Source organism: Pseudomonas moraviensis subsp. stanleyae, from assembly GCF_036283065.1.
GTDB classification, from domain to species: domain Bacteria; phylum Pseudomonadota; class Gammaproteobacteria; order Pseudomonadales; family Pseudomonadaceae; genus Aquipseudomonas; species Aquipseudomonas stanleyae.
In genome coordinates, this window is sequence record NZ_JAADJI010000019.1 from 37,904 (window position 1) to 51,503 (window position 13,600).

At 55.3% G+C, this 13,600-nt stretch carries 8 protein-coding genes; 3 read left to right on the plus strand and 5 right to left on the minus strand.

The features are described 5' to 3' along the window. Positions 1 to 2: 2 nt before the first annotated feature. Positions 3 to 881, minus strand: a complete 879-nt coding sequence (locus tag GXB78_RS27325; RefSeq protein ID WP_329517753.1) for an ABC transporter transmembrane domain-containing protein — start codon at positions 879 to 881, stop codon at positions 3 to 5. Continuing rightward, on the minus strand, positions 878 to 3,808 hold the full coding sequence (gene lanM / locus GXB78_RS27330; protein ID WP_329517754.1) for a type 2 lanthipeptide synthetase LanM: 2,931 nt from the start codon (positions 3,806 to 3,808) through the stop codon (positions 878 to 880). The genes GXB78_RS27325 and lanM overlap by 4 nt, the downstream gene beginning before the upstream one ends. 592 nt (positions 3,809 to 4,400) lie before the next feature. Between lanM and GXB78_RS27335 the strand changes: the two genes are divergently transcribed. Continuing rightward, positions 4,401 to 6,323, plus strand: a complete 1,923-nt coding sequence (locus GXB78_RS27335; RefSeq protein ID WP_329517755.1) for an acetyl-CoA hydrolase/transferase C-terminal domain-containing protein — start codon at positions 4,401 to 4,403, stop codon at positions 6,321 to 6,323. Positions 6,324 to 6,449: 126 nt separating this feature from the next. Here GXB78_RS27335 and GXB78_RS27340 read toward each other — a convergent pair whose 3' ends face one another. Then, on the minus strand, positions 6,450 to 7,022 hold the full coding sequence (locus GXB78_RS27340; RefSeq protein ID WP_253497145.1) for a xanthine phosphoribosyltransferase: 573 nt from the start codon (positions 7,020 to 7,022) through the stop codon (positions 6,450 to 6,452). A 57-nt stretch (positions 7,023 to 7,079) separates the two neighbouring features. Beyond that, positions 7,080 to 9,089: a DNA helicase Rep gene (gene rep / locus GXB78_RS27345; RefSeq protein WP_016772574.1), complete on the minus strand. Its 2,010-nt coding sequence runs from the start codon at positions 9,087 to 9,089 to the stop codon at positions 7,080 to 7,082. A gap of 272 nt (positions 9,090 to 9,361) precedes the next feature. On the opposite strand from rep, the gene GXB78_RS27350 reads away from it, so the two are divergent. Further along, positions 9,362 to 11,032, plus strand: coding sequence for a putative bifunctional diguanylate cyclase/phosphodiesterase (locus tag GXB78_RS27350; RefSeq protein ID WP_329517756.1), 1,671 nt, complete (start codon positions 9,362 to 9,364; stop codon positions 11,030 to 11,032). A gap of 78 nt (positions 11,033 to 11,110) precedes the next feature. Here the strand turns inward: GXB78_RS27350 and GXB78_RS27355 are convergent, their stop codons facing one another. Continuing rightward, positions 11,111 to 12,505 carry a NorM family multidrug efflux MATE transporter gene (locus GXB78_RS27355; RefSeq protein ID WP_329517757.1) on the minus strand — a complete coding sequence of 465 codons (1,395 nt, stop codon included), beginning with the start codon at positions 12,503 to 12,505 and terminating at the stop codon, positions 11,111 to 11,113. Positions 12,506 to 12,663: 158 nt separating this feature from the next. Between GXB78_RS27355 and GXB78_RS27360 the strand changes: the two genes are divergently transcribed. After that, positions 12,664 to 13,584, plus strand: a complete 921-nt coding sequence (locus tag GXB78_RS27360; RefSeq protein WP_329517758.1) for a LysR substrate-binding domain-containing protein — start codon at positions 12,664 to 12,666, stop codon at positions 13,582 to 13,584. Positions 13,585 to 13,600 lie beyond the last annotated feature (16 nt).

The following is a 13,600-nucleotide window of genomic DNA, read 5'->3' on the forward strand; positions in this document are numbered from 1 at the left end:
GTTCACTGCCCCTCGTGCCGTAGTCCGTAGCTACGAATTCGACTACGTCTGTAAGAGGCCTCTCTGCTTGAGTAGTAGATGGCTATCAGTGACATGGTGGGGCTCAGCACGCGTTCAAGATAGATGGCTGAGGCAAAAATTGAGCCTATAGTCGCTTCGCCAACGCTTAGCAGATGGGCCGATAGCAATAATAAAACCACTATCGCTATCGGATAACATGTACCTGACATTGATTCGAATGTTGTGGCTTTGAGGCTTGAGCGAAAAGCGAGGCGCTCGATATTTTTTATATCGATCTTGATCCTGTTGGTGTATGGCTTTGCATTAAGTAAAAGTTCACAGATGGCGCCTATTGTTACGGTGTTTTCTTGAACGTACTCAGCAAACAGTGAGTTGCTATTTTTTCGATTTAGAATATATGCTGCAATAGCATAAACGAGGCCGGCAAGTGGTGCGAGTGCCAGAAGTGGATGATAGTGGGCAGTCACCAAGAGCGCAGCGATAATGATGCTGCAGTTCAGCGATACATCCAGATAAATTGAGTGATATAAATATATCGAGCCATCAACGTCGCCATCGATGAGTTCGATCCGCTCGCCTGGTTTTTGCGTATGCCCGAAGCTTTCGCCAAGCAAATGATTCAGGATTGCTTTCTTCAGAATAAATCTTGTTTTGGACGCCGTTTTTTGTAGATAGATGTTGGCTGCCAGCTTTAATGGGGGCGTGGCGATGAGGGAGAACGAAGCGCCCGCGAGCGCGTATAAATATAAACTGTCACTTGCCAAGTACAGATTGATTGAATTGCCTATCAAATAGGGTGATGCGCTTGTAAGAATCGCAATGCCTACACCAAAGCAGCAGAGTTTTAGATTATTCTTCATGATTCTAGAAATTCCATTTGGTGGGGGAGGAATGGAAATTCATAGTCACGCTCGATTAGCCCAATTGAGCCGATTAGCGATCCCACTCGTCCAATCCACAAACCCAAAGGATCTGCAGTCTTTGTTCTAAGGTTTCGACTGCTTTGCTCACTGAGGTTGATGATGTTTGACCATAGAAATATCTTAGGGTTACTTAGCGAATCTGGTGAAAGCTTTTTAATTATATTAAGAATCCCAAAAGCGCCATGACATAAAGAGTCGTTAATAGGGCGCTTTCTTTTTTCTAGATCGTAGTAAGAAAATGCAGTTTTAGACGGATGTTTCTCCAAGAACTCTGTTGCCAGCTTCACTCCCTTTCTAGCGAAATAATCTATTGCCAAGAAGTTTCCTGGTAAGCCATGGCTCCATGAGAACTCGCCCGCACTTGATGCTGAACGTTTTCTATAGTCATGCCAGTTTTCAATCGTTCCATCATATTGGTCGAGCTCCCAAGATAGAAATCCTAAGAATAAATTCTTGACTGAGTCGTCCTTTGCGATCAGATCGTTGAAATAAAATAACGAATATGCGCACCCCATAATGCCATGGGACAATCCGCTCAATAGAGCATCGCTTCTAGTAGTGACTGCATTATCAAATGTCGCTAGTTTGCGGCCGGCTATAGGCGTGAGTTCTGTTTTTAATTTATCGTATAAGGATTTCGCTAAATCAGAAAAGCATTTGTCTTTCGTGAGGCTGAAGAGATGAGTCAGTACGTTTAAGGTTCCGAACATACCTGACAGAAAGTCCGAGCCCCAAAAGTATTTTTGCCACCAAGGCTCAATGAGTACCTCTTCAACATATCTCTTGTAGAGTTGTAGTAGTTCGTGTTCCCTTTCATCATCAAAATAGTCTAGGCTTATCAATAGCGGAATAATTGCAGAGGATAAGCCGAAGTGAAAACCACCTAAATGCGTACCTTTATTCGAAAGTTTTTGGATTACTCTGCTGTAACAAGTATTTAGCAGTTGGCTTACCAGCTTTTTATCTATAGCGCTGCTGCGGCTAGTAGCGACCACGCAGCCGTAGAGAATGCCGGACAGTCCGTAGTAGAAATCGTCCCCTAACTCTGAGAACTCCATGTAACCGCCAGGTGATGAATGAAATCCCAACCAAAGTCCATTGCTGGAAATTTCACTGCCTAACATCTCATTGATCAACTTCGCATTGATCTCTGATGATGACCTGAGTTTGTTAATGATCTCATCTACGTTTGAATACCGAGGGTCGTTCAGGTCGTCGTATTGTCTGAATGTGTGGTCCGTCAGCTTATCACCACGTTCATACATATTTTTCATTGCTAATAAAGTATTCGCAGTCAGTTTTTCTTCAAATGCGATTCTATTTTTGCTCATGGTTTGGACGTATTGGAGGCTGTTATCGATTCCGTTTATATAATCATTGCTATCCAGGTGCCCATTGCCATCGTATCTTGGTTCAAAGAATTCAAGGGCCCCAGTTTGTCCTTGAGCAAAAGGTACGTCTAAATCCAAGCAAGCGGCGATCTCTGCCTTGAGAAAGCCTATGGCAGGGGCGGTGTCGTTATTGAGAATGTTCTCTAGGAAGGCTCTACGTTTTTTAGTGCATCGCATTAAAGTCGCATGCAAGGAGCATTGGATAGCGTAGTGATATGTGGCGGTCGGCCTCGGAATATACCTATTTCTTCTTCCTCGGAGAGAACCAATAATTTCGATGATTGAAGCCTGATTACTATTCACAATGGAGAATAATTTGTTCAGGCCTTCAATTATTTCTTTTTCGTAGTGCCACGGCTGCGCCGCTTTTCCATCGATATACAAAACGTTTTGGTTTGGAAATATTTTCACTCCGTCCATGCCAAACTGGCTCTGTCCACTCTCGTCTTCCAGATGTTGATACAGATTTAAGCTGACATATTGCTCCGATAGTCCACCTAACGCACTCAGGTCTACACCTATGCCGTCGGTGCCTTTCCACGTCCAGTTTGGAAGTATGCTTGTTTGGGTGACATTCCAGCGTACTTCTTTTGGAATGGTTTCAATATTAAGAGTGCTGTAGAAAATAGTTTCGAGATCGATTGGAATAGGGCTTGGGCCGTGTGCAATCAAATTGTCAGAGGTAATATCGGCGGCCATAAAGGTGGTGCAGTAACCTAAAAGAAATCCAGCTCTTTTAAAATAAGAAGAAACTTCGGCTTCGCTTTCTGCCTGCGTTTGAGGTGTATGCTCTGACCAACCGTGTTCTTTTTTTACAAGATACCTTGGCAATTTCCAGTTTTCGTAACCATCTCCAGCAGCGTGGCTCAAATGCAGCAGTAAATCAGATGCTTCAGCTTCAAGTTCCAAATTTCTCGGTTTATAAACTATCTTGATAGAATCAAAAGAAAGTATGCAAACGGTTCTAGATCCATTGTGAGTTTCGCTGGATGAAACCTCAACGGAGGAAAGTTTGGAGCCGGTCGGTATATTAAATTTTTCGTTGATATCTTGTCTGTCTTCGATGAGGGCGAGGATTAACTGTGCCGTGAATTCAATAAAATTTTTTGAAAGTTTGGTCAGAACTCGATCCAGTTCGGGGTAGGCGCTAATGATGTCCAGGAGGTAGTTTTTGTTTTCACTAATCAATTTGAAATATGCGGAAGTCTCCATTTTGCTGTAGGTGGTTTTTTCAAATATTATTTTTTCCGTTACTAAGACATTGTTGGCGGCGTTAGTAAGTCTGGCTGCAAGGTTGGTTACAAAGCCATTGATAATAGTGGATTTCAATGTTTCGTCGTTTTCACATGATGTTGGAAATTGTTCTTCGACATGGAAAATGTAATAAGAGAGGTAGGGCCAGACCGGGCAGTCAGTAGTGTAGTCGCGTTTAAGTGGCGTTGTTCCACTTAAAAAATCTTTAGGATTTTTCAATGTTTTATCCTTGGCAAGTCAGGGCGGCCACTCGGTTCGAGTGCCGCCCAATTTTATTTACATATAGGTCGCGTAGCAGCATCCTTGCCAACACTGTGAGCAGCAGCTGGTACACGGTCGCGAACCGCTGCTTGCAGCGCTCAAGTTACTGAACGCTTGAATTGCCAGAGTTGAGATGGGCGTCGTTGAGTTTAAAACGCGTGCTCGGGCACGACGGAGTGCTAAGAAGTCGATTTCCATAGTTGAGCCTTGACGTGAATTAGTGTTTGCCTTGATGGCATAAGTTTTTGACGTGTTACGTTATGAATCCTAGCGAGGACGGAAATAACTTCAATTCAGACGCGTCCTGTAGTAGTGCGTGATTAAATTCGGGGCGATGTAGGAAAAATACCAAAAAGTTTGTGAGGCGATTCATAGGGCACGGACAATTCATTGTTATTGCTAAATATTTTTTGTAGGTATTCGCAACCTAGCCTCAGCTTCGGCCTATCGAAAAATTTAGCGGTTTTTTCTTTTTAATCGCCTTCCCTCGGAAGTAATTCCCCGTCAATCTCGGTCTACCCCTATCAACGGAACGGGCGGGAGGCTTCAGATGGTGCAGTTGTGTTCGATCGAACAGGCGGTGGACGACGTACTGGTGCGCTTGCCGGCGCACATCCACATGGGCCTGCCGCTGGGGCTGGGCAAGCCGAATCACTTCGTCAACGCGCTGTACCGGCGCATCAAGGATCTGCCTGAGCGGCAGCTGACGATCTACACCGCGCTGTGCCTCGGTCGGCCGAGTCTTGGCGACGGGTTGCAGAAGCGCTTTATCGAGCCCTTTGTCGAGCGGGTGTTCGGTGATTATCCGGAGTTCGATTTCCTCGCCGATCTGCAGCGCGACAGCCTGCCCGCCAACATCCGTATCCAACAGTTCTTCATGCAGCCCGGCAGTCTGCTCAACAGCGCGCCGGCGCAGCAGGATTACGTCAGCAGCAATTACAGCCATGCCGCCCGCGACATCAACGCAGCGGGCCTGAATCTGGTGGCGCAACTGCTGGCCAGCAACAGCGAACATCCCGATCGGCTGAGCCTGAGTTGCAACCCGGACATCACTCTCGACCTGTTGCCGATGATCGCCAAGCGCCGCGAGGCAGGCGAGACCATTGTGCTGGTCGGCCAGGTACATACGGATTTGCCGTACATGCCCGGCGATGCTGAAGTCGACATCGACACCTTTGACCTGCTGATCGACGAGAAGGACAGCAGCACGCTGTTTTCCACGCCGAACATGCCGGTGGGGTTCCAGGATCATTTCATTGGCTTGCACGCCAGTACGTTGGTGCGCGACGGCGGAACGCTGCAGATTGGTATCGGCTCGATGGGGGATGCGTTGACCGCAGCGCTGCTTGCCCGTCAGGCCGATAACGCCGGCTATCAGGCGTTGCTCGATGACATCAACCTCAGCCAATGGGCGCAATTGATCCAGCGCGAGGGCGGCACCGCGCCATTTGCCAAAGGCCTTTACGGTTGCAGCGAGATGTTCGTCAACGGTCTGCTGGTGCTGGCAGATGCCGGGATCATTCGGCGCAAGGTCTATCCAGATGTGCCGACCCAGGAACAGGCCAACGCCGGCACCCTCGACGAAGCTGCACAGCCTGACGGTATCTGCGTGCACGGCGGTTTCTTCCTCGGCCCGCGCAGCTTCTATGAACGGCTGCGCGAGTTGCCGCAAAGCAGGTTGCTTGAATTCAACATGACCCGCATCAGCTACATCAACGAGCTGTATGGGCAGGAAGAACTCAAACGTCTGCAGCGTCTTGATGCGCGCTTCATCAACACCGTGTTCAACATGACGTTGCTGGGTGCGGGTGTCGCGGATCAATTGGAAGACGGACGGGTGCTCAGCGGGGTCGGCGGGCAGTACAACTTCGTGGCGCAGGGACACGCGTTGCACAATGCGCGGTCGATTCTGATTCTGCGCAGCTGGCGCGAGTCCGCCGGCGAGGTCAGTTCCAACATCGTCTGGGAATACGGTCACTGCACGATTCCGCGGCATCTGCGCGACATCGTCGTCACCGAATACGGCATCGCCGACCTGCGTGGTAAATCCGACGCAGCGGTAATCGAAGCGCTGCTCAACATCAGCGACTCACGTTTTCAGCCAGGGCTCATCGAACAGGCGCAGAACGTCGGCAAGCTGCCGAAGGATTTCCGCATCGATCCACGGTTTGCCGACAACACACCGCAACTCTTGCAGGCGATTGCCGCGCGGCACCCGAACCTGTTTCCGGAGTATCCGCTGGGTTGTGATTTCACCGCGATCGAGCGGGATCTGCTGCGCGCGCTGAACTGGCTGAAGAGCAAGTTCAAGCTGACCGAAATTCTGGAATTGGGCAAGGCAGCGCTGGATGCGCCGGAGGCCTCAACGTTCCCGGAGCATCTTGAGCGGATGCAACTGACCCATCCGGAAGGCCTGAAGGAAGACCTGTTCCAGCGCTTGCTGCTCACAGGTCTGAAAGCGACCGCGCAGTAACTGCCCACCGCAATACCTGTAGGAGCTGCGGCACGCTGCGATCTTTTGATCTGTTTCAAGATCAAGATCAAAAGATCGCAGCCTCGTTTCACTCGACAGCTCCTACAGGGGAGCGGTGGTGTGGCCTTAATCGATGAAGGTTACGACGCCATCCTTCAGCGATTTCACTCGGGCCAGCGACTCGACGCGATAGCCCTGCGAGTCCAGTTCGGCGCGGCCGCCCTGGAACGACTTCTCGATGACGATGCCCAGACCGGCAACGGTGGCGCCGGCCTGTTTGATGATCGAAATCAGCGCTTGCGATGCCTTACCGTTGGCCAGGAAGTCATCGATGATCAGCACGCGGTCGCTGCTGGTCAGGTGGCGCGGGGAGATGGCCACGGTGCTTTCGGTCTTCTTGGTGAACGAGTAGACCGTCGCCGAGAGCAGGTTTTCGGTCAGGGTCAGCGACTGTTGCTTGCGGGCGAAGATCACCGGCACGCCGAGGTTAAGACCGGTCATGATCGCCGGGGCGATGCCCGAAGCTTCGATGGTGACGATCTTGGTGATTCCCGAATCCTTGAACAGCGCGGCGAATTCGTCACCGATCAGCTTCATCAGGGCCGGGTCGATCTGGTGGTTCAGAAAGGCGTCGACTTTCAGGACCTGATCGGAAAGCACGATGCCTTCTTCGCGGATTTTTTTGTGCAGTGCTTCCACAACAGCTTCCTCTGTTGGCGCGATGGGCGCCGAAGGTAGATTAAAAAGTAGTCGATTCTAGCGCTTTAACATCGCGCGTATATCGGCCAATGCGCTATTGCCGCGCACGGCTTTGACTTCAGTCGGGGTGTCGTCGTTGCCTTCCCAGGCCAGATCGTCCGGCGGCAGTTCATCGAGGAAGCGGCTGGGCGCGCAGTCGATGATCTCGCCGTACTGCTTGCGCTTGGCGGCGAAGGTGAACGCCAGGGTCTGGCGGGCGCGAGTGATGCCCACGTAGGCCAGGCGACGTTCTTCTTCGATGGTGTCGGCTTCGATGCTGGAGCGGTGCGGGAGGATTTCCTCTTCCATGCCCATGATGAACACGTAGGGAAATTCCAGGCCTTTGGAGGCGTGCAGCGTCATCATCTGCACACCTTCGGCACCGTCTTCTTCTTCCTGCTGGCGCTCGAGCATGTCGCGCAGCACCAGTTTGCCGATGGCGTCCTCTACGGTCATTTCGCCGTCTTCGTCCTTCTCGAGGGTGTTTTTCAACGCCTCGATGAGGAACCAGACGTTGCCCATGCGGTAGTCCGCGGCCTTGTCGCTGGAGCTGTTGGTGCGCAGCCAGTTCTCGTAGTCGATGTCCATGACCATGCTGCGCAACGCCGAAATCGGATCTTCGCCGGCGCACTGCTCACGGACCTTGTCCATGAAGCGCTTGAAGCGCGCCAGGCGATCGGTAAAGCGGCTGTCGAGATGTTCGCCGAGGCCGATCTCGTCGGTGGCGGCGTACATCGAGATCTTGCGTTCGGTGGCGTAGTTGCCGAGTTTTTCCAGTGTGGTCGAGCCGATCTCGCGACGCGGCACGTTGATCACGCGCAGGAAGGCGTTGTCGTCATCCGGATTGACGATCAGGCGGAAGTAGGCCATCAGGTCCTTCACTTCCTGGCGACCGAAGAAGCTGTTGCCGCCGCTCAGGCGGTACGGCACCTGGTGGTGCTGCAGCTTCAATTCGATCAGCTTGGCCTGGTAGTTGCCGCGATAAAGAATGGCGAAATCGCTGTACGGGCGGTCGGTGCGCAAGTGCAGGCTGAGGATTTCCATGGCCACGCGCTCGGCTTCGGCGTCCTCGTTGCGGCAGCGGATCACGCGGATCTCGTCGCCGTGGCCCATCTCGCTCCACAGCTGTTTTTCGAATTCGTGCGGGTTATTCGAGATCAGCACGTTGGCGCAGCGCAGGATACGGCTGGTGGAGCGGTAGTTCTGCTCGAGCATCACCACTTTCAAGGACGGATAGTCGTCCTTGAGCAGCATCAGGTTTTCCGGGCGCGCGCCACGCCAGGCATAGATCGACTGGTCATCGTCGCCGACCACGGTGAACTGGTTGCGCTTGCCGATGAGCATCTTCACCAACAGATACTGACTGGCGTTGGTGTCCTGGTATTCGTCGACCAGCAGGTAACGCACCTTGTTCTGCCACTTTTCGAGAATGTCGGCGTGCTCTTCGAAGAGCTTTACCGGCAGCAGGATCAGGTCATCGAAGTCCACCGCGTTGAACGCCTTGAGCGTGCGCTGATAGTGGGTGTAGACGATGGCAGCGGTCTGCTCTTTGGGGTTGCGCGCATTTTCCAGGGCCTGGGCAGGCAGGATCAGGTCGTTTTTCCAGGCGCCGATCATGTTCTTGATCTCGTCGACGCCGTCGTCGCCTGCGTATTCCTTCTGCATGATGTCGGTCATCAGGGCTTTGACGTCGGTCTCGTCGAAGATCGAGAAACCGGGTTTGTAGCCCAGCCGCGCATGTTCCTTGCGGATGATGTTCAGGCCCAGGTTGTGAAAGGTGCAGACGGTCAGGCCGCGACCTTCGCCGGCACGCAACAGAGTGCCGACCCGCTCTTTCATCTCGCGCGCGGCCTTGTTGGTAAAGGTCATGGCGACGATGTACTGGGCGCGGATGCCGCAGTTCTGGATCAGGTGCGCGATCTTGCGCGTGATCACGCTGGTCTTGCCGGAGCCAGCACCGGCGAGCACCAATAGAGGGCCGCCGACGTAGTTCACGGCTTCTTGCTGCCGGGGATTGAGTCGGGACATACGAAAATTCGGGAGTCGTTGACGAAATGGGCCGGCATTTTAACAGGCTCAGCGATTTGTGCTGCTCTGTCCGACTTGTGACGCAACACGTGATTCAGATTTGCCGGTTTTGTTACTTTCACGCAGGATACGCGGGGATTTTGCGGCTAATGTTCTCATTCGTGACACAAAATAACGTTCCACTGCCGTTGTCATCGGACAACGCATTGGTCATTGTTCAGCACATCGGCATAATGCCCCGCCTACATCATTGCAGAGTCTAGGGAGTCAGCTTGTCTACGCCTGTCGAACCCTTGCGTTTGCTGCTACTGGCCGAAGAGCCAGCGTGGACAGCGTTGTTGCGTGAGTGTCTGGCTCCGATGGGGAGCGCGGCGGTGCTGATCAGCGCGCCGAACTGGGATTCGGTCAGCCGCCTGTTCGAGGACAACCGCCACGCGGTGCTGCTGACCTTGCCAGCGTTGCAACCGGCGCCGGGGCGTTGCAGCCTGCCGACCGTTCTGCTGCTGGAGCATGAACCGGCCACCGCGCCCGTCGGTGTCAGCGACTGGCTGGTGTTCGACGCCCTCGACGCCGGCATGCTCCAGCGTTGCCTGCGCCATGTTCGCGAGCGTGGGGTCCTGGAAAACACCCTGCAGCGCCTCGCCGAACAGGATCCGCTGACCGGTATCGCCAATCGCCAGGGTTTCCAGACCCTGCTCACCGCGCGTCTTGCCGAAGGCGACGGTCGCGGCCTCGCTCTCGGGCATCTTGATCTCGATAACTTCCGCCATGCCAATGATGCTCTTGGTCATCAGGCTGGCGATCGTCTGATCCTGCAAGTCGTCGCTCGGCTGAAAAGTCAGCTGGAGGCCGGTGATCAACTGGCGCGGCTGGGCAGTGATGAATTTGCTTTGCTGATCGACACCCGCCGCGCGCCGCAACGCGCCGAGTGGATGGCCGAACGCATCACCGAAGCCTTGGCCGAGCCTTATTGGGTCGACGGCGAAAGCCTGCTGATCGGCTCCAGCCTCGGCATCGCTCACGCCCGCGCCAATGGCGGCGCAGATCCACTGATGTGGCACGCGCACATCGCCATGCAACAGGCCAAGAGTACCCAGGGCTGCACCTTTCATATCTTCAACGAACGCATCAACCGCAACGCGCGGAGCATGGCCGACCTGGAAAGCGAACTGCGCCGAGCCCTGCGCCGCGACGAGCTGGAGCTGCATTACCAGCCACGCCTGAATCTCGACGATGGCCAGATTGTCGGCCTCGAAGCGCTGGTGCGCTGGCGTCATGGTGAGCGCGGTCTGCTGCCACCTAGCGAATTTGTACCGCTGGCCGAACAAAGCGGTCTGATCGTGCCATTGGGTTACTGGGTGATTTCCCGCGCCTTGCGCGACATGCAGGCCTTGCGCGAGCAGGGTCTGCCGGCGCTGCACATGGCGATCAACCTGTCGTTCCGGCAGTTTCAGGACAGTCAGTTGCTGCCGACGCTCAGCCGCCTGATTGCCGAACGCGGCGTCGAGGCGCAGTGGCTGGAATTCGAACTGACCGAAACCGCAGTGATGCGGCGCAGCGATCTGGTCAAGCAGACCATGGACGCCCTCGGCCGTCTCGGCGTGCGCTTCTCGCTGGATGATTTCGGCACCGGTTTCTCCTCGTTCGTGCACCTCAACAGCCTGCCGATCACCTTGCTGAAGATCGACAAGAGTTTTGTCGGCGGCATGGAACAGCGCGAAGAAAACCGCAAACTGGTGCACGCAATGATCAACCTCGCCCACAACCTGCACCTGGAAGTAGTCGCCGAGGGCGTCGAGACACCGGAGCAGCTGGAATTGCTGCGCGGGTTCGGTTGCGATCAGGTGCAGGGCTATCTGATCAGCCGGCCGTTGCCGTTGGAGGAGCTGGTGGAATACCTGACTTTTGGAGCCAGTCAGCAGGCTTCGGTGGAAGCCATTTAAAAGATCGCAGCCTTCGGCAGCTCCTACCTTGGAATGTGTTCCCTTGTAGGAGCTGCCGAAGGCTGCGATCTTTTGATCTTAATCCGCGCCGATGGCCTCGAACCTCTCTGAAACCGGCTCGCGCCGAATCATCCGTTGCATCTTCCATTCGAATGCCAGCGTCAGGCTCACCGCCGCGAACGCCAACCCCAGCGCCAGACCCCACCAGACGCCGGTTGGCCCCCAATTGAGGTGGAACGCCATCCACCACGCCGCCGGTGCGCCAATCAGCCAATAGCAAGCGAGCCCCACGAGGAATGTGGTCTTGGCATCCTTGAGTCCACGAATGCAGCCCATGGCAATCGTCTGCGTGCCGTCGAACAACTCGAACCACGCCGCGACCGCCAGCAGGCTCACCGCCAGACGGATCACCTCGGCAAACGCCGGGTCGTTATGGTCGAGGAACAGACCGACCAACTGGTTCGGCCACAGCCAGAACACCAAAGCAAAGCCGAGCATCACCACCGCGCCGAAGGCGATGCCGACACGGCCCGACATCCGCGCATCAACCAGTTGTCCGGCGCCATAGTGCTGGCCGACGCGCATGGTGATGGCATAGGACATGCCGGCCGGGACCATGAACGCCACCGACACGATCTGCAGGGCAATCTGATGCGCGCCCATTTGCGTGCTGCCCATGGTGCCCATGCACAGAGCGGCAAAGGCAAACAGGCCGACTTCCACTGCGTAAGTGCCGCCAATGGGCAGGCCGAGGCGCCAGAGTTCTTTCAGGTATTGCCGATTCGGCCGCGACAGGCCAGTGCGCAGCGGATAAGCGTCATACGCCGGATGCCGGCGAATGTGCCAGGCCAGCGCCAATGCCATGCAATTGGCGACGATCGCGGTGACGAGACCGATGCCGGTCAGGCCCAAATGGGGCAGGCCGAACATGCCGGTGATCAGCGCGTAGTTGAGCAGGAAATTGGCCACGGTACCGGCGAGACTGATCACCATCACGGGCGTCGCCCGGCCAATGGCGCTGGTAAAGCCACGCAGGGCCATGAAGCTCAGATAACCGGGCAGGGCAAAGGGCAGGGCGATGAGGAATTGCCCGGCGGCGTGGACGTTGGTTTCGGTCTGGCCGAACAGCAGCAACACGGGTTTCAGGTTCCACAACAGCAGCCCGGCGCTCAGCGCCATCAGCCAGGCCAGCCACAACCCGGCCTGCGTCAGGCGCGCCGCACCGATGATGTCGCCAGCGCCCTGACGGATCGCTACCAGGGTGCCGACTGCAGCGATTACGCCGATGCAGAAAATCGACACGAACGAGTAACTCGCCGCACCGAGGCCGCCACCGGCCAACGCTTCGGGACTGAGGCGCGCCATCATCAAGGTGTCGGTCAGTACCATCAGCATGTGCGCCAACTGCGAAGCGATCAGCGGCCCCGCCAACCGCAGAATGGCCCAGAGTTCGGTACGCACAGGATGCTGCATGGTCAACCACCCAAAGATCATAGGGAATAGAAGAGCGTCGATTCTCGGCGCTTGGCAGGCTTTGCACAAAGGGATAAAAAGGATGGGTGGCATGATTAATACTCATGCTGAAACGTACCCGCCGAATTGGCCATATCCCCGCTACTGGAGCTTTTTGTATGTCCCGACGCCTTCCGCCGTTGTATGCCCTGCGCGCATTCGAAGCAGCAGCGCGACACAGCTCGTTCACTCGCGCGGCGGAAGAATTGTCGATTACCCAGAGCGCGGTCAGCCGGCACATGCGCACCCTCGAAGAACATTTCGCCTGCCGCTTGTTTCATCGCAGCGGGCGCAACTTGCAACTGACAGAATCGGCGCGGCTGCTGTTGCCCGGTATCCGCGAAGGCTTCGCCGCCCTTGAGCGCGCCTGCAACACCCTGCGCGCCGAAGACGACATCCTGCGCATGAAGGCGCCGTCGACCCTGACCATGCGTTGGTTGCTGGCGCGGCTGAGTCGCTTCCGCCATTTGCAGCCGGGCAACGAGGTGCAACTGACCAGCGCGTGGATGGACATCGATTCGGTGGACTTCAACAACGAACCTTTCGATTGCGCGGTGTTGCTCAGCGACGGACATTTCCCGCCGGACTGGGAAGCGAGCCTGCTGTTTCCCGAGGAACTGATTCCGGTCGGAGCGCCGAACCTTCTCAATGATCAGCCTTGGGACGTGGTGCGCCTGGCGAGCGCTGAACTGTTGCACCCGACCCCGGATCGCCGCGACTGGCGCAGTTGGCTGGAGCGCATGGGCCTGTCCGATCAGGTCTCGCTCAAGGGCGGGCAAGTGTTCGACACGCTGGAGCTGGGCATGATCGCGGCGGCGCGGGGCTACGGCGTGTCGATGGGTGATTTATTGATGGTTGCCGAAGATGTTGCACAAGGGCGCTTGAGCCTGCCCTGGCCGACCGCGGTCGCCAGTGGCCTGGATTATTACCTGGTGTGGCCAAAGACCCGTCCGGGAGGTGAACGTTTGCGCCGCCTCAGCGACTTCCTGCAAGGCGAAGTCCGCGCCATGCAACTGCCCGCAGTAGAGCGCTTGAGCTGAAACGTTCGAGCCGGCA